At 51.6% G+C, this 16,588-nt stretch carries 14 protein-coding genes; 12 read left to right on the top strand and 2 right to left on the bottom strand.

The genetic code is table 11. The annotated features are described in order from the left end of the window. Positions 1 to 81: 81 nt before the first annotated feature. Complete coding sequence (locus tag C8N40_RS07025; protein WP_108211079.1) at positions 82 to 1,002, top strand: arginase family protein; 921 nt, start codon at positions 82 to 84, stop codon at positions 1,000 to 1,002. Between the two features lie 6 nt (positions 1,003 to 1,008). Here C8N40_RS07025 and C8N40_RS07030 read toward each other — a convergent pair whose 3' ends face one another. Next, positions 1,009 to 2,160: a hypothetical protein gene (locus C8N40_RS07030; RefSeq protein WP_245905033.1), complete on the bottom strand. Its 1,152-nt coding sequence runs from the start codon at positions 2,158 to 2,160 to the stop codon at positions 1,009 to 1,011. 209 nt (positions 2,161 to 2,369) lie between these two features. On the opposite strand from C8N40_RS07030, the gene holA reads away from it, so the two are divergent. The 9 genes from holA to trmB all read left to right on the top strand — a co-directional run bounded on the left by holA (position 2,370) and on the right by trmB (position 13,615). Beyond that, positions 2,370 to 3,416 (top strand): DNA polymerase III subunit delta, encoded by a 1,047-nt coding sequence (gene holA, locus C8N40_RS07035; RefSeq protein WP_108211080.1) that lies wholly within the window; start codon positions 2,370 to 2,372, stop codon positions 3,414 to 3,416. Between the two features lie 225 nt (positions 3,417 to 3,641). Beyond that, entirely contained in the window at positions 3,642 to 6,761 is a 3,120-nt protein-coding gene (locus C8N40_RS07040; protein WP_108211081.1) for a tetratricopeptide repeat protein, read from the top strand. Positions 6,762 to 6,792: 31 nt separating this feature from the next. Continuing rightward, entirely contained in the window at positions 6,793 to 8,484 is a 1,692-nt protein-coding gene (locus C8N40_RS07045; protein WP_108211082.1) for a TonB-dependent receptor, read from the top strand. 9 nt (positions 8,485 to 8,493) lie between these two features. After that, positions 8,494 to 9,591: an HU domain-containing protein gene (locus C8N40_RS07050; protein ID WP_108211083.1), complete on the top strand. Its 1,098-nt coding sequence runs from the start codon at positions 8,494 to 8,496 to the stop codon at positions 9,589 to 9,591. Between the two features lies 1 nt (position 9,592). Beyond that, complete coding sequence (locus C8N40_RS07055) at positions 9,593 to 10,303, top strand: MotA/TolQ/ExbB proton channel family protein (RefSeq protein WP_170114036.1); 711 nt, start codon at positions 9,593 to 9,595, stop codon at positions 10,301 to 10,303. Positions 10,304 to 10,305: 2 nt separating this feature from the next. Continuing rightward, positions 10,306 to 10,707, top strand: coding sequence for an ExbD/TolR family protein (locus tag C8N40_RS07060; protein ID WP_108211085.1), 402 nt, complete (start codon positions 10,306 to 10,308; stop codon positions 10,705 to 10,707). Positions 10,708 to 10,718: 11 nt separating this feature from the next. Beyond that, entirely contained in the window at positions 10,719 to 11,642 is a 924-nt protein-coding gene (locus tag C8N40_RS07065) for a hypothetical protein (protein ID WP_108211086.1), read from the top strand. Between the two features lie 18 nt (positions 11,643 to 11,660). Next, positions 11,661 to 12,956 carry a bifunctional folylpolyglutamate synthase/dihydrofolate synthase gene (locus tag C8N40_RS07070; RefSeq protein WP_108211087.1) on the top strand — a complete coding sequence of 432 codons (1,296 nt, stop codon included), beginning with the start codon at positions 11,661 to 11,663 and terminating at the stop codon, positions 12,954 to 12,956. A 2-nt stretch (positions 12,957 to 12,958) separates the two neighbouring features. Continuing rightward, positions 12,959 to 13,615, top strand: a complete 657-nt coding sequence (gene trmB, locus C8N40_RS07075) for a tRNA (guanosine(46)-N7)-methyltransferase TrmB (protein ID WP_108211088.1) — start codon at positions 12,959 to 12,961, stop codon at positions 13,613 to 13,615. 245 nt (positions 13,616 to 13,860) lie between these two features. On the opposite strand, the gene trpF is transcribed toward trmB, so the two are convergent. Beyond that, positions 13,861 to 14,484: a phosphoribosylanthranilate isomerase gene (gene trpF, locus C8N40_RS07080; protein ID WP_108211089.1), complete on the bottom strand. Its 624-nt coding sequence runs from the start codon at positions 14,482 to 14,484 to the stop codon at positions 13,861 to 13,863. Between the two features lie 212 nt (positions 14,485 to 14,696). Here trpF and mnmA point away from each other — a divergent pair, with 212 nt between their 5' ends. Then, positions 14,697 to 15,824 carry a tRNA 2-thiouridine(34) synthase MnmA gene (gene mnmA, locus C8N40_RS07085; protein ID WP_108211090.1) on the top strand — a complete coding sequence of 376 codons (1,128 nt, stop codon included), beginning with the start codon at positions 14,697 to 14,699 and terminating at the stop codon, positions 15,822 to 15,824. Continuing rightward, positions 15,824 to 16,588: a hypothetical protein gene (locus tag C8N40_RS07090; RefSeq protein ID WP_108211091.1), complete on the top strand. Its 765-nt coding sequence runs from the start codon at positions 15,824 to 15,826 to the stop codon at positions 16,586 to 16,588. The genes mnmA and C8N40_RS07090 overlap by 1 nt, the downstream gene beginning before the upstream one ends.

The following is a 16,588-nucleotide window of genomic DNA, read 5'->3' on the forward strand; positions in this document are numbered from 1 at the left end:
AACACCACTTACCTGTATGCTCTCTGTACACTCCTGAAGTATAAAGTATAGGAAGCATAACTCTTTCTGACACCAATAGCTATGGAAAACGTCGTCATACTTGAATTTCCCTCCAACCTGGGCCTGCGGGAGCCGATTCCGGGGCAGGAGCCTGGTGTTAAGAAGTTGCCAAACTGGTTGCGGCGGCACGGCTTTCACCAATTGATAGCCCCGGCAGACATCTTGTCGCTTGAAGCGCCGCCTTATCGCATGGAGCGTGACGAGGAATCGAACGTCCTGAATGCAGACGTGATTATTCAGTACGCGAAAGAGCAAGCTTCCGTGCTGAGGCGTGTTTTATCAGAAAGGCAATTTGCCCTTATACTTGGAGGTGACTGCAGTATACAGCTTGGGGCTGCTCTGGCTTTGAAAAGCCGCGGTAACTATGCCTTGTTCTACCTGGATGGGCATACAGACTTTATGGGCCCCGAGCTTTCCGAGACAGGAGGTTTGGGAGGTATGGCGGCGGCAGTCGCTGCCGGAATTGGCCACGAGAAACTGGTCAACATCAACGGACAGAAGCCATATTTACAGGAAAAGTATGTGTGGTGCGTTGGCAACCGGGAGTATGATGAGGCGTATGAGCGTGCTATTATAGACTCAGAGGCAAAGTATGTTAGCCTTGCCTTGCTCCGGAAAGAAGGAATCAGCAGCTGCGTGAATTCTTTTCTTGAAATGGTTGAAGCAGAAAACCTGGACGGATTCTGGCTCCATGTGGATGTAGATGTTTTAGACGATGCTGTTATGCCTGCTGTGGATAGCAGGACACCCGGCGGTCTGCATTATGAGGAGTTCAATCAACTAGTGACCATGCTCTTGGCCAGCCCTAAGGCAGCGGGAGCTGAAATCACCATCCTGGACCCGGACTTAGACCCTTCAGGAAAGTATACAGCTGCATTCGTGCAGAACTTTACCCAAAGCTTTAAAGAGGCGAGGAAGAGGCTGCATGCTAGCGGCAGTTGATACTATCTACAATCTCCCTAGTTCCTCCGCTATCTTCTTATTCCATCTCTCCTGCGCCGCCTGGTCCAGCCCGTGGCGGGTTTCGGCGTCATATTGGTCCTGTAGCTGGTTCATCTCCCTATACGACTCAATAAAATGGTATTGGATGATGCTGTTATAGTCCACCACCGATAGTATCTCCGGCGTTATTTTTTTCTTAAAGCGCTCAGCCACCAGTTTTACCAGGTCAAAGTGTCTTTGTTCGTGGTTCAGGCTGTAGTCGTTGCGCGCGTCGGGCTTTACCCAGGAGGAGCTTTGCAGCACGTATACTTTCAAGTCGAGGTATAGCTGCAGCTCCCCGTTTACAACCTCGCTGCGGCCTTCGTAGGCAAAGCTGGGGAAAACGGCGGCTGCAAATTTGCTCGGTTTGGAGGGGCTGCCGGTAAAGTCGCTCCAGTTAAGCGGGCGACTGGGGGAATAAAAGACCGTATCAGAGGGAGTGCTGGCCGCGTAATCCGAAAAAATAACTTTTATACTTGTGGCAAGCCGGGGATTAGAGCTGGCATTTTCGTCCATCCACTTGTTAAAGTATGCCAGCGCTCCCGTCAGTGATTGGCGAAGGGCAGGTTCTATGGCCTCCTCCTGGCTGGCCGGTCTGTTGTAGCGCACGCCTCCTTTATACTCTGTTAAGGGGATAATTTCGCCATCGCCCTGCATCTCAAACTTCATGGCCGTGACCGCCTGTCCCTGCACACGACCGTTTTCGGCTGGCGACTCCTTTAGCTCGAACTCTTTGAGGGTTATGATGATGGGGCGCAGCTTTTTATTAGCCGGAATGCCTTTGCCTATGAACTGCTGCACTCCCTGTAAGCCGCCACCCTGCAGGTCTACCGGTACAGCGGCGGTAGCTATTGCCTTGCCCGGGGCAGGCGCAGGTATGATATGGGCCACAGCAGCCTTATTTGGGCGCTCATCCACCACACGGGCCACATAAAACTCCTTTGGCGTAAATCCCAGCGCTTCTGTCTTCAGCACAATAGGGCTAATACCGGTATTCGTTGGCGAAATGGCAGAAATCATACTAACCAGCAGCAGCACGAAAAGACCCCAAAGGGCCATCTGCTTTACAAACCTGTAGCTGCGGTGCGCCTTGCGGCCATTTTTATTAAAGAAAGTCATGGAAGTACAAACTAAACCAGCCAATGGCTACACTTTAAAAACGGTTGGCCCGGCTGTGTGGTATAAAACACCCCTGAAGGCAATAGAGTTCTGCTTTTCTGCTACCATAATGACAGGTTTATACTTTATGTTTAAGACAGAGGCCTTAAATTTGTAGAAGCGGCCCTGCAAGTTTAAATTGCCTGTTTACCCGCTATACTTACACGACCATGTCCCATACACCCGAAGGCATTATAGAGCAGCTCAAGCAACGGCAGTTTGCCCCTGTATACTTTCTGCAGGGCGAAGAGGCGTATTACATCGATACCATTGCCGCTTACATTGAGGCACATGCCTTGCAGGAGCACGAGAAGGGCTTTAACCAGGTGGTGCTTTACGGTAAGGACGTAGACGTGTCGCAGGTGCTGTTGCAGGCCAAGCGCTTCCCGATGATGTCGGAGCGGTCGGTGGTGATTGTAAAAGAGGCCCAAAGTATACTTGATATTGAGAAAGAGGAGGGGATGAAGCAGCTGGAAGCTTACCTGCAAAACCCGCTGCCCTCTACCATACTGGTGTTCTGCTACAAGCATAAGTCGCTGGACGGGCGTAAGTCGCTGGCAAAGGCGGTGCAGAAGCACGCCGTGCTGCTTACCACCAAAAAGCTCTACGAAAACCAGGTGCCCGCCTGGATCAACAGCTACCTCCGGAGCAAGGGCATGAAGGCCACGCAGCAGGCCGTACAGCTTCTGGCCGAGTATATCGGATCTGACCTGTCCAGGCTGGCGAATGAAATCGACAAACTGCTGATAAACCTCAGGCCGGGCGCCACCGTGGATGAAGGCTTGGTGCAGGAGAACGTAGGTATCAGCAAGGAATACAACATCTTCGAGCTGCAGGCGGCCCTCATCGCGCGCGATGCGCTCAAGGCCAACCGCATCATCCATTATTTTGAGGCCAACCCGAAGAACAACCCGCTCATCCCAAACCTGACGATGCTGTTTAACTTCTTCACCAAAATTCTGGTGCTGCATGCCCAGGCCGATAAGTCGGAGGGAGGCTTGAAGAAAAGCCTGGGCAACCAGGCCTGGAAGGTGAAGGACTACATGCAGGCCATGCGGGTGTATCCCCTGCCACGCTGCGTGGATATCATCCACTTTATCCGGGTGGCCGACCTGCAGGTGAAGGGTATAACCGGGGGCGATGTGAGCGAGGCCGATATCCTGCGCGAGCTGGTTTTCAAGATCCTGCACCCGGTTCCGCGGGCGATGGCCTCCTAGAGGTTATTTTTCCACAAATACAATAAAAGGTACATGCCTGCCATTCTTAAAGAGATCTGGCTAATCCTGAGCGGTTATACTTTTAAAAAATACAAAGGCCGTTGTGGCTTTCTAAAAATTACTAACTTTGAGTGAGGTAGTATGGGCGGCGGCAATCCATCGCTTTTTTATACTTTCTTTTCAATCAGACATTAACGAGCTGCCCTTCGGGGCGAATGAGCAAAAATGAAGATAGGTTACAAAATAGCACTTGCATCGGTACTGGCTGGCGGTTCCCATGTGGTGGTGGCGCAGCACACGCAGGCCTTCACCTCCGAGGAGCGGTTCTTTCATGAAGGCGTAGAACTTTTTGACAGGGCCAAGTATGGCGCGGCACAGGAGGCGTTTAAAAAGTATATCGAGCTGATTGGGGATGATGCCAAATCGGCCGATGCGCAGTATTACTACGCCTTGAGTGGTCTGTACCTGTTGCACCCTGACGCCGAGCAGCTGGTGCTAAATTTTGTACGCAAGTACCCGACCCACCCGAAAACAGCGTTGGCCAACTACGAGCTGGGCCTGTACTACTTTGAGCAGAAAAACTATAAGCAGGCCGTGGAGCTGCTGAAGGATGCGCCTCTGCACCTGCTCAGCATCAAGCAGACTAAAGAGCTAGAGTTTAAGCTGGGTTATTCCTACTTCGCCACCAAAGACTTCGACAACGCCAAGATCTGGTTCGACAAGAACAAGACAACCGGTTTCCGGGAGGACGAGCACCGCTTTGCCTTTGCGTCCAACTACTATGCCGGCTACATCTCGTACCGCAAAGGCGACTATGCCGCGGCCAAAGAGGACCTGAAGATTGCCGAGAAGAACGAGGCCTATGCCCGCATCGTCCCTTACATGATCACCGAGATCCTCTACAAGGAGAATGATGTGTACGAGGTGATACGCTATGGCGAGGCGGCACTGGCTCAAAAGCCGGAAGTGCAGCAGCGCGATGAGATTGCCCTGTTGGTGGGGGATGCTTACTACCAGCGCGCCGAGTATAAAACAGCGGAAAAGTACTTCAGCGAGTATGCCAAGGGCAAGCGTTCCCTGGACCCGGTGATACAGTATAAAATCGCCTATACCGACTACAAAAACAATAACTACAAAAACGCCATTGCCAACTTCAAAACAGTGGCGCTTAAGAAAGACTCGCTGGGGCAGAACGCAGCCTACTACCTGGGCCTGAGCTACCTGCGCGACAACAACAAGCAGTTTGCCCTTACCGCTTTTGACCAGGCCCGCAAAAACGACCAGGATAAGGCGGTTACGGAGGCAGCCACACTCAAATATGCACAGGTAAACTTCGATCTGGGTAATTTCCGTGAGGTAATCAACTCACTTTCTGATTTTTCTGCCAAGTATCCTAAGTCGGAAGAGGCCGAGGAAGCCGACCGACTGCTGAGCGAATCATACTTTGGTTCCAACGATTACGCCGCCGCCATCCGCCACATCGAGGCGATGGACAAGAAGAGCTGGCGCATACTACAGACCTACCAGCGCGTGACGTACTATCACGGCGTTAACCTGTTCAACGACAGCAAATTCCCGCAGGCGGTAGCCATGCTCGATAAGTCGCTCCAGTATCCGTATGACAAGGAGGTAACTGCGGCCAGCCATTTTGTGAAGGGCGAGGCCTTTTCCATCGGGCAGCGCTACAACGATGCTATCAACAGCTATGCCGCCGTATTCCGCACAGCCCCCAACGCTAAAGAGGATTATTACATAAAGTCCCGCTACGGTATAGGCTATGCCTACTTTAACACGAAGGAGTATGATAAGGCCCTGACGCATTTTAAGGCCTTCCTGGATAATGTGCAGCCAAGCAACCCGAACTACAACGACGCGACGGTGCGCCTGGCCGACACCTACTATGTAAACAAGAATTACAACGAGGCGCTGCGCCTGTACGAGCGCGTTATCTCCAGCAGCTCCCCTGATCGTGACTATGCCCTCTTCCAGAAAGGCGTGGTGCTCAGCATCCAGAACCAGAACGGGCGTGCCAAGGACGCGTTGCTGGAGCTGATGAACTCCTACAAGACTTCACGCTACCGCGACGATGCCATGTATCAGTACGCCATCATCGACTTTGAGTCGGGCAACTACCAGGCAGCAGTGCAGGGCTTTTCAAGAGTGATAAACGAGATGCCGGACAGCAGACTGGTACCAAACGCCCTGCAGAAGCGTGGCCTTGCCTACTCTAACCTGCGCCGCAACGACCTGGCCATTGCCGACCAGCAGCGCGTACTGGACGAGTTCCCGGATTCGAGGGTAGCCAGTGGAGCGCTTTATAGTTTGCAGGAAGTGCTGGGGCAGGAGAACCGCAGCAGCGAGTTCGACAAGTATGTGGAGCGCTATAAGTCTGCTAACCCGGAAAGCAATGCGCTGGAAAGTATAGAATTTGAGGCTGCTAAGACGTTATACTTCAACCAGAACTATAAGGAAGCCGCTGCCAAATTAGAGAACTACATCAACACATATCCGAAGAGCAGCTTTATACCGGACGCACGTTATTACCTGGCCGATTCCTACCTGCGCAGCGAGAGAAAGCAGGAGGGTGTGAAGGTGATGAAGCAGGTGGTGCAGGAGAACCGCTCCGAGTTCACGAACCGCGCCATCCAGCGCGTGGCTGACATGGAGTTTGAGGTAGGCAACTATCCGGAGGCTATCAAATACTATAGCCGCCTGCGCGATGTGGCCACCAACCGCCGCGAGCAGCAGACCGCTCTTCTTGGCCTGATGCAGAGCTACTACAATACGAAGGACTTTGCTGCAACCAAGCGTGTGGCCGGTGAGCTGATCAGCCAGGGCAATGCCTCGCTGAACGCCTACAACTCGGCGTTGCTGCACCGGGCGAAAGCCACGTTGGCACAAGGCAACATGAGCCAGGCCCTCACAGAGCTGCGCGAAACGACTGCTTCGGCTACTGACATACACGGCGCGGAGGCACATTACCTCATCTCGGAGACCATGTACAAGCAGAAGCAGTATCAGCCAGCCCTGGATCATGCTTTTGAGTTCAGCAACAAGTTTGGCAACTACGACTTCTGGCTGGGCAAGACCTTCCTGCTGATTGCCGACATTTACACGGTTCAGAAGGAGATGTTCCAGGCGCGTGCCACGCTCAACTCTATCATTGAGAATGCACCAAACCAGGAAATTGTGGCAGAGGCGAAGCAGAAGCTAGCCAAGCTTGAAGGCAACGGCAGCCAGGGCGTGCAGCCGCAGAATCTGCAGCAAAATAAAAAGGACACTATTATCCTGGAGCCGGTAGATACGAGCAGCGAACCAGTAGACACGACCGGTTGGCAGAACTAAGCAGCGTTTTATTTAGAAGAGAAAGATCACCATGAGAAATAAATTAAGATTAGCATCACTTGCCATTGTGCTGAGCGTAGGGTACAGCTACCTGAACACAGCGCAGGCGCAGAACCAGCAAGGATGGTCGGAGGGAGGCAAGCTTCAGGACGCCGAAGTGGTTGTGGAGAAGGACCGCGTGATTGAACTGCCCCAGGCTGCCCGTAATTACGAGAAGTTCCGCATTAACCCGCCACAGGTTGGCGAGCGCAATGTGCGCTACCGCTTTTCCGATTACCGCCTGCCAGACCAGAATGTTGATCTGCAGATGAAGGTGCTGACCATTAAACAGGATGAGCTAAACAAGCTGTATGGCAACTACCTGAAGGCTGGTATCGGAAATTACGGTACCCTTTACCTGAAAGGTTACTTCCACAACAAACGCAGCAAGGACGCCAGCATCGGAGCAAATTTCAGCCACGTAGCTTCAGCAAAAGGTCCGGTGGATAAGTCTAACTCTGCTGCCAGTCAGTCGGATATCAGTCTGCACGGGGAGCGCTACCTGCAGGGGCTTACCATTGGGGGCGACCTGAAGTATGGCCGCGAGAAGCGCCATTTCTACGGCTACGAGCCGGTGGAAGGCGTGGAGGTGGACAAAGATACCATCAAACAGGTGTTTAACCGCATCCATGCGCAGGGCTTCTTCCACAACCAGAATTCTAACGCACCTTTCCTTTACAGAACCAACGCCCGCTTCCGCTACATCAACGACAGGTATGACATGAGCGAGAGCAATTTTGCCGTTGACTTCAGAAGCGAGTATGGCATTGACGATGTGTCGGCCTTTAAGGTGGATGCAGATCTGTCCCTGCTCTCGCACAAGGATTCGACGGACGTGAGCCGTGGCTTGTTTAAGCTGAACGCGGCTTATGAGCGCCAGTTTGATGTGGTGCGCCTGACCATTGGCGCCAAGGTGGCCTACACCGGCGACGAGGTGAACGATGCGCGTCAGTTTAATGTGTATCCAATGGTGCGCGTTGGCCTGGAGCCGATAAAGGGTAACTTGTTGTTATATGCGGGGATAGGGGGCGACCTTGAAAGAACTACTTTATATGACCTGACGCAGGAAAACCCGTTCCTGGCTCCGAACGTGCAGGTGGCCGACGTGAACAAAGGGCTGGAGATTTATGGTGGTTTGCAGGCCAACATTGCCAACTATGTGCATATTAATGGCCGCGTAGCCTACCAGAACTACCGCAACCTATACTTCTACAACAACTCTGCGGTAGACCCGTCTAAGTTTGAACTGGTGTATGACGACGGCGTGACAAATGTTTTGAATATTTTTGCAGAGGCTTCCTTTAATTATTCGGATGAAGTTAGGCTTGGATTAAAAGCTGATTATAATAGCTATAACACAGCCAGCCTGGAGCAACCCTTCCACCGTCCGGAGCTGATAACAAGTGTTTACGGCACCTACAACTTCTACGACAAGATTCTCTTTAATACAGAACTTTATTATATTGGTGATTCGTTTGGCCGTATCACCCGTGCGGACGGGACTACTGAATTGAGAAAATCGGACTCGATCGTGGACCTGAACCTGAAGGGTGACTACAAGTTTACCAATAACTTCACGGTGTTCCTGATGGCCAACAATTTGTTTGGGAAAAAGTATGAGCGCTTTGTAAATTACCCGAACAAAAGTATAAACCTGATAGGAGGCATTACATACTCATTCTAAACATAGCGTATGGTTGAGAAGCACATCAAGTCACTGCTCTATGAGCACGACTGCGTCATCATTCCGGATTTTGGCGGACTGATTACCCGGTACGTGCCTGCCCGAATTAATTCGACAAAGCACACGCTCTCACCGCCTTCTAAAAAAATAGCCTTCAACGAGAAGCTTGTGCTCAACGATGGCTTGCTCATCAGCACCATTGCGTACCACAACCGGATCTCCAAGGAGGAGGCGCAGCAGCGTGTGGCTGCTTTTGTGCATCAGGCCAAAGATAACCTGCAAGCCCAAAACAGATTTGAGCTCAGCGATATCGGGATTTTCCGATATAACCCGGAGCGCCGGCTGGTTTTTGAGCACACGGAGACTGATAACATGCTGGAGGACAGCTTTGGTTTGCCGGAGATCTCCGCCAGGCCTGTTAGAAAGTCAGAAGAGCCTGCCGTGCTTCGCACTTTAATTAAAGAGCGCCAAAAGGAACTCGAAGAGGAGAAACAACCGTTACGCAGACGCATCAAGCGGGCTTATAATGTTGCAGCGGGACTGGCGCTGGTGGGGCTGTGTGCCTCTGCCGTATACTTCCTCTCGCTGCAGGCCGACTACAATCTGAGCAGCCTAAATCCGGTCTCCTTCTTAAAATCGACGGAGCACACGGCCCGTGAGATCGATGAACAGGAATTCTTCGCTGCCGAAATGGCCGGTGCAGAAGCCGAACAATCGACGCAGGAAGCGCCTGAAACTGTATCTGCTGATGCCGAAAGTATGGCTTTAAGCAATGAGTCAGAAGGTGTTGTAGCTGAGCCTGTTGATGAAGTTATAGAGGAGCCAGCAGTGGAGGCAGAAGAGGCGGCCCCGGCACATATAATTTATACAACAGACGGACGTTCTTATATCATCTCCGGGGGCTATGCCCGTCTGGAGAATGCAGAGCAATACCGTAATACGCTGCTGCAGCAAGGGCATGAGGAGGTGTTTATACTTCTGCCTCAGCCTGGCAGCAGGCTTTTCCGTGTGTCGCTGGCAGACTTTGACACGGCGGATGAGGCACAGAATGCACTGAATACTTACAGAAAACAATTCGGAGAAACACTTTGGGTACTTAACAATTAACATGACATCACTCTTATTACAAATCACGACCACGGCTGATGCCGACACTACAGTAGCACTGGCAGAGGGGGCTGAAGCTGCTGCAGAAACATCCGTTTCTCTACTGGATTTGGCAATGAACGGCGGATGGGCCATGATCCCGCTCGCGCTCCTGTCTCTGGCAGGCATTTACATTTTTGTGGAGCGTTATCTGACGCTTAAGAAGGCCGCCAAAAACCCGGAAGGCTTTAACGATCGCATTAAAAGTATGGTGTTGGCCGGCGACATCAATGGCGCAAAAATGCTGTGTGCCCAGACCAACACCCCTGTTTCCAGAATGATCTCCAAGGGAATTACCCGTATCGGGCATCCGCTGAAAAACATCGAGACATCAATCGAAAACCAGGGAAAGATTGAAATCAGTCTCCTGGAGAAAAACCTGGCCGCCTTGGCGACAGTAGCTGGTGCTGCTCCTATGCTGGGCTTCCTGGGCACGGTAACCGGTATGATCGGTGCCTTTATCGCTATCGCACAGGCAGAAGGCTCCGTTAGCCCAAAGCTGCTCTCCAGCGGTATCTATGAGGCCATGGTAACGACAGCAACTGGCTTGATTATTGGTCTGCCAGCCTATGTGGGGTATAACTACCTGGTGTCTAAGATCGACAGCATTGTTCACTCCATGGAATACTCCTCCATCGAGTTCCTTGATCTATTACAAGAACCACAGCTTTAAGAATGAATATACGTTCTAAAAACAGGATAAATGCCGAGTTCAGCATGTCGTCTATGACCGACATCATCTTCCTGTTGCTGATTTTTTTCATGCTGACATCTAACTTCGTGACACCTTCGGGCTTGCCGGTTAGCTTACCAAGCAGCAAGACTTCCGATATTGTGATGCAGAAAATCAGCATTACCATCTCTGAGGACCTGAGATACTACCTGAACGACAAAGAGATTTCGCCGGAAGAGGTAGAGCCCCAGCTGACGGCCTTGTTGCGGGATGCAGGAACAGACCAGGGAGCTGTGGTGTTGCACGTAGACAAGAGCGTACCGGTGGAGCACCTGGCAAGGGTGGCTGGTATCGCTAAAAACCTTAATGCAAGTGTAACGCTGGCCACTGTGCCAAACGAATAAGGAACCAGACTATGTCAATTGCCCTTTCGAAGGAAGAAGAAAAGAATAAGCGCATTGCAGCCGGTGTCAGCATCGGGGTGCATGTGCTTATCCTGCTTTTTCTGATTTACATGCTGGCCTGGCGTGCGCCAGACCCACCCGCCCCGGAGCATGGCATTGAGCTGAACTTTGGTACGGATGCAGTGGGCAGCGGCGACATCCAGACCAAGGCCACTCCAAATGAGTCGAAGAATGTGGAGGACAGCAAGCCTGCCCCAACGCAGCCTGATCCGGAGCCAGAGCCACAACCGGAGCCTGTATCGAAGCCTACACCTCCGGCAGCGCCCGTAGAAACCCCGAAGGTAGTAACCACGACGGCACCGGAGCCGGTTGCTGTGAAGGAAGAGGCAAAGCCAGTTCCTAAGCCGCAGCCTAAAAAGGAGGAGGTGAAAAAGCCGGATCCGAAGCCCGAGCAGCCGAAGGAGGAGCCCAAGAAAGAACCAGAAAAGCCACGTTCCCTTTATCCGGGACAGCCAACCACAAGCACTGGCACCGGTAAAAGCGGTAGTTCCGATGCTGCCACCGGCAACAACAACGGCGATGACACCGGAAAAGTGGGCGACAAAGGTAGCCCGGATGGCGATGTAAACGCGAAGGCGCTTTACGGCAAGGCCGGAGGCGGCGCAGGTGGATCCCTGGATATGCCTGGCTGGCGCTACGACATAGAGCCCAAGCGCGACCCATACAGCAACGAAACCGGTATTATCCGTTTCAGAATCAAAATTGATGCTGACGGAAACCTGGTGAACGTGGAGCGTGTTGAAAGTACGGTTTCGCCGCAGGTAGAGCGTTGGTACCGGGATCAGCTATACAAGACCACCTTTAGCCGAACCGGTTCGGGCGTTGCCACATCGGGAGCAACCGGCATTGTAACCTTCAGAATTACAGCGCGCTAATTTTATACTTTGTTATTGATGACGTATCAAGAGTGTCTTGATTATCTATACCAGCAATTGCCGATGTACCAACGCATCGGCAATGCTGCTTTTAAGAAGAGCCTCGACAATATCATTGCCCTGTGCGAGGCGATGGGGCAGCCGCAGCACCAGTTTAAAAGTATCCACGTGGCCGGCACCAACGGCAAGGGCAGCAGCTCGCACATGCTGGCTGCGGTGCTGCAAGAGGCCGGCTACAAGATCGGGCTTTATACTTCGCCGCATCTGAAATCCTTTACCGAGCGCGTACGCGTCAACGGGCAGGAACTTCCGCAGGCTTACCTCATCAGTTTTGTAGAACAGCACAAGGCGCTTTTTGAAAGTATAAAACCTTCGTTTTTTGAGATGACGGTGGCTCTGGCATTTAAATACTTTGCTGAGGAGCAGGTGGAGGTGGCCGTGATTGAGGTGGGCTTAGGCGGCCGCTTGGACTCCACCAACATCATCACCCCGGAAGTATCGCTTATCACCAACATCAGTTTTGACCACCAAAGTATGCTGGGTTATACCATTGGCGCCATTGCCGCTGAGAAAGCCGGTATCATCAAACCCCAGGTGCCTGCCGTGATAAGCATGCGACAGCCGGAGGCGGAAGAGGTCTTTATAGCCAAAGCCGCTGAGGTGGGGGCTCCCTTATACTTTGCCCAAGACCAGTATACTTTGGAAGTGACGGAAGGCACGCTGCAGCGGCAGGTGTTCCAGGTGTTCCGCCATGGCAGTTTATACTTGCAAAACCTGGAGCTGGACCTGGCCGGAGGCTATCAGAAGTATAACCTGCCGGGGGTATTACAGGTGCTGGAGGTGCTGCGGGAGCAGAAAGGTTATACCATATCGGAGACTGCCATACGCAATGGCCTTGCCCATGCCAAAAGTATAACCGGCCTGAAAGGGCGCTGGCAGGTGCTGCAGCAATCCCCACTCACCATCTGCGACACGGGCCACAACGAAGACGGTATCCGGCAGATACTGCTGGGGCTGGAGCAACTGCTGCCAAAGCAGGTGCACCTGGTTTTCGGGGCTGTGAACGATAAAGATGTGACGAAGATCCTGCAAATGCTGCCTCCAAAGTATAACTACTACTTTTGCCAGGCCAACATCCCGCGCGCCTTACCGGTGCAGGAGCTCGTGCAAAAGGCTGAAACAGTGGGTTTAACAGGGGAGGCTTACCAGACAGTGGCCGAGGCCATTGCGGCAGCAAAGGCAAATGCGGCGCCGGATGAGGTTATTTTTATCGGAGGTAGTACCTTTGTGGTCGCTGAAATTGACGAACTATAGGAATGGGAAGATCTAAACTGGCAAAATTTGCCGCTATTGCTGAGCGTGAGAATGTTATTGAACCGGGAGATGAACGCTATGGGCAACTGATCGGGAAGTGGCGTGAGCAGCATTTTGAGAATGAAAATCCGCTTGTGCTGGAGATTGGCTGCGGTCGCGGAGAATACACGGTAGGGATGGCGCGCCTGTTCCCGGAGAAAAACTTTATCGGCTTAGATATAAAAGGAGCCCGCCTCTGGAAAGGCAGTACCCTGGCTGAAGAGGAGGAACTGGAAAACGTGACCTTCCTACGTACTTTCATTGAGAATTTAGCGGATAACTTTGAGGAGAATGAGGTAGACGAAGTATGGATTACCTTCCCCGACCCGCGTCCCCGCGACCGAGACGAGAAGAAACGCCTTACCTCGCCCCGTTTCCTGGACCTGTATGAGCGTATCATCATGCCAGGCGGCATTATCCACCTCAAAACAGATAACCTGGGCCTGTACGAGTATACGTTGGAGGTACTGCAGGAACGCAAAGTAAAGGATCTGATTCATACTTCAGATCTCTACAATTCAGACCTGCAGGAGCATACCATGGGCATCTACACCACCTACGAGAAACGCTACCTGGCTGACGGCATTCCTATCAAATACCTGCAGTATAAGGTGAGGTAAGAGTTGGGGAGTTGGGGAATTAGAGAGTTTAGGAGTTAGAGAGTTTGGGAGTTTGGGAGTTAGAGGGTTAAATACTCTTGAAAGTATAAATCAGCTAAGTCAAAAGTTTGGCTGGCTCCTTTGAATATAAACCGAAACGGCCTGACGAATTTATACTTCGTCAGGCCGTTTCGGCTTATCTGTCCTGAAGGGAAAGAAAGTATAATAATCTCTAACTCTTTAACTCCTCAACTCCCAAACTCCCCCTACGCTTCCTCTATTTCCTCGAAGATCTCAGCTAGTTCGTCATAGTCTTTCAAGCCGGGCTTGATCTCGTGGCCGCCGATAAGGACGATGCCTGTTGGTTTGATGATTTTCAATACCTGATGAACGTTGGACTTGTCTACTCCAAACCCAAGGTAGATCTTGAACTTCTTGGCAAGCGACGCCAGAAAACGCGTGTTTGTCTCGTCAATCGCTTCAAAGTCGTCGGAGCAGATGATGAAGGAGTGCACGTAGGGGCTGTAAAGTTCCATCGTCTCATGCAGCTCGCTCTCCACGGTATCTTTATTGATAACCACCTTCTGTATCACCGGGCGGTTGATTTCCTCTATCTCATCGATAAGGTAAGGCAGGTTTAGCTGTATCAGGTCCAGGTTAAACTCATCGGCCAGCTCGTTTATCACGTCCGGTCTGGCGCGGAGGAATTCCCCGGCGGTCTGCACACCGGCCACCCAACCCATGATCTCCTTCAGCGTTTGCGGCTGCACTTGGTTCGGGTCGTCGAGTTTAAGGTTGAAGCCGATAATATCTACACCCATGCCAGCGCAGTATCTTGCGTCGCTTAGGTTGTTTACGCCGTTCACTATCACAGAAGTACGTAGGGCCATGGTAATTTTGCTTTAAGTTATATATTCAGTTTATGCACAAATATCTGTAGCCCAAAGTAAATCCGATTTTCCTTTACAGCCAACCTTTTTCCAGTATTTATACTTATTGCCCCGGCTGCCCCTAGAAAATAGAACCTGAAACTTTATAACTGTGTTGTTGTTGCTATATTTGTATCAAAATGCTAAATTTTAAATCGAAAGTTACTAAATAAATGAGTACAAAAGGAAGGGTTCTTGTGGCCATGAGCGGCGGCATCGATAGTTCGGTGGCCGCTGTTATGCTGCATGAGCAAGGCTATGAGGTGGTGGGGATGACCATGAAGACCTGGGATTATGCCTCCAGCGGAGCCAGCAAGAAAGAAACTGGCTGCTGCTCGCTCGACTCCATCAACGATGCCCGAAATATTGCCGTTCAACTTGGTTTTCCGCACTATATCATCGATATCCGCGAAGAGTTTGGCGACTATGTGATCAATCATTTTACGGATGAGTACCTGGCCGGGCGAACGCCAAACCCGTGCGTGCTTTGCAATACGCACATTAAATGGGATGCCCTGCTGCGCCGTGCTGACCAACTGGGTTGTGATTTTATAGCTACTGGCCACTACGCCAACCTGCGTCAGGAGAATGGCCGCTACATCATCTCCAAAGGCCTGGACGAAAGCAAAGACCAGTCGTATGCCTTGTGGGGTATCTCGCAGGAGAGCCTGAGCCGCACGATTTTCCCGCTGGGAAACCTGCATAAAACCGAGATCCGGGAGATGGCCCGTGAGCGCGGTTTCACTGAGCTGGTGAACAAGCCGGAGTCTTATGAGATCTGCTTTATCCCGGATAACGACTACCGTGGCTTCCTGAAGCGCCGCGTAGAGGGGCTGGAGGAGCGCGTGGCCGGTGGTGAGTTTGTGCTCGAAGACGGTACGGTTGTTGGCAAGCACGAGGGCTATCCGTTCTATACGATTGGGCAGCGCAAGGGCTTAGGCATTGCTTTAGGTTTCCCGGCCTATGTAACTCGCATCGAGAAAGATACGAACCGCGTAGTGTTGGGTAATTATGAGGAGCTGGCTAAAAATGCCATGACGGTTGGCAAGCTGAACATGCTCAAGTATGAAAACCTGATCGGGCAACCAATTCCAACCGTTACGAAAGTGCGTTACAACGACCCGGGTACAGAGGCCATTATCGAGCAGGAGGGGGATAAGATGAAAGTACACTTCCTGCACGGGGTACACGCCATAGCGCCGGGGCAGGCTGCCGTTTTCTACGAAGGCAATGACGTAGTGGGCGGCGGCTGGATTGAGACGAATTACAACTCAGCATATAACCTGAACGTGTTGCAATAATGAGAAGAGCCCTGCTGCTTTTGGTGGTTGCTGTAGCTGGCCTGGTGGCCGCCTGCGAGGACAAGTACAAGGATCCCGATCCGAAGGTGATGGGCTATGACTATTATCCGCTGGAAGTGGGGCAGTACCGTGTCTATGACGTCATGGATATCCGTTTTATGAGCGATGTGGGGGACACCAGCCGTTTCCAGCTTCGTGAACGAATAGACACCACTTTTGTAGACCAAACCGGCAAGCTCAACTATAAGATCATCCGTTCTGTTCGTGCAAACGAAAACATGAACTGGATAGATGATTCTGTGATGGTGGTAACTAAGTCTGACGCTATGGTTATGCTGACTAAGAACAACACCAAGTTTGTAAAGATGGTGTTTCCGGTAAAGGAAGGGCAGACCTGGCTGGGAGATGCTTATAACAACAATACAGGCGAAGACTATAAACCTGATCCAAATACCAACAAAAGAGCCGAGTATTACCTGACGAAGGAGGATTACACCTTTGAGAACGTAGGTAAGCCTTACACAGTGAATGGTAACACTTTTAACAACACAGCAACCGTTATTCAGGGTACACCTATCGAAACCTGGATTGGACTCAACGACCGAAAAGAAGTTTATGCCGAAGGGGTGGGGATGGTGTACAGGCTGTTCACGAGGATTGTTTACTGTAACAGAGACGATGTTAGCGAATGTGACTACGGCGTTGGCTATAGACTCCACGGCCATGAGCGGCACGAGAAACTAATCGACTACGGAAAGGAATAA

This window comes from Pontibacter mucosus (assembly GCF_003054055.1).
GTDB classification, from domain to species: Bacteria; Bacteroidota; Bacteroidia; order Cytophagales; family Hymenobacteraceae; genus Pontibacter; species Pontibacter mucosus.

Coding starts and splice junctions, on each gene's coding strand:
- C8N40_RS07060 (WP_108211085.1), top strand. CDS start 10,306: ATGAATATACGTTCTAAAAACAGGATAAATGCCGAGTTCAGCATGTCG.
- mnmA (WP_108211090.1), top strand. CDS start 14,697: ATGAGTACAAAAGGAAGGGTTCTTGTGGCCATGAGCGGCGGCATCGAT.
- C8N40_RS07065 (WP_108211086.1), top strand. CDS start 10,719: ATGTCAATTGCCCTTTCGAAGGAAGAAGAAAAGAATAAGCGCATTGCA.
- C8N40_RS07090 (WP_108211091.1), top strand. CDS start 15,824: ATGAGAAGAGCCCTGCTGCTTTTGGTGGTTGCTGTAGCTGGCCTGGTG.
- trmB (WP_108211088.1), top strand. CDS start 12,959: ATGGGAAGATCTAAACTGGCAAAATTTGCCGCTATTGCTGAGCGTGAG.
- C8N40_RS07055 (WP_170114036.1), top strand. CDS start 9,593: ATGACATCACTCTTATTACAAATCACGACCACGGCTGATGCCGACACT.
- C8N40_RS07045 (WP_108211082.1), top strand. CDS start 6,793: ATGAGAAATAAATTAAGATTAGCATCACTTGCCATTGTGCTGAGCGTA.
- C8N40_RS07025 (WP_108211079.1), top strand. CDS start 82: ATGGAAAACGTCGTCATACTTGAATTTCCCTCCAACCTGGGCCTGCGG.
- trpF (WP_108211089.1), bottom strand. CDS start 14,484: ATGGCCCTACGTACTTCTGTGATAGTGAACGGCGTAAACAACCTAAGC.
- holA (WP_108211080.1), top strand. CDS start 2,370: ATGTCCCATACACCCGAAGGCATTATAGAGCAGCTCAAGCAACGGCAG.
- C8N40_RS07070 (WP_108211087.1), top strand. CDS start 11,661: ATGACGTATCAAGAGTGTCTTGATTATCTATACCAGCAATTGCCGATG.
- C8N40_RS07030 (WP_245905033.1), bottom strand. CDS start 2,160: ATGACTTTCTTTAATAAAAATGGCCGCAAGGCGCACCGCAGCTACAGG.
- C8N40_RS07050 (WP_108211083.1), top strand. CDS start 8,494: ATGGTTGAGAAGCACATCAAGTCACTGCTCTATGAGCACGACTGCGTC.
- C8N40_RS07040 (WP_108211081.1), top strand. CDS start 3,642: ATGAAGATAGGTTACAAAATAGCACTTGCATCGGTACTGGCTGGCGGT.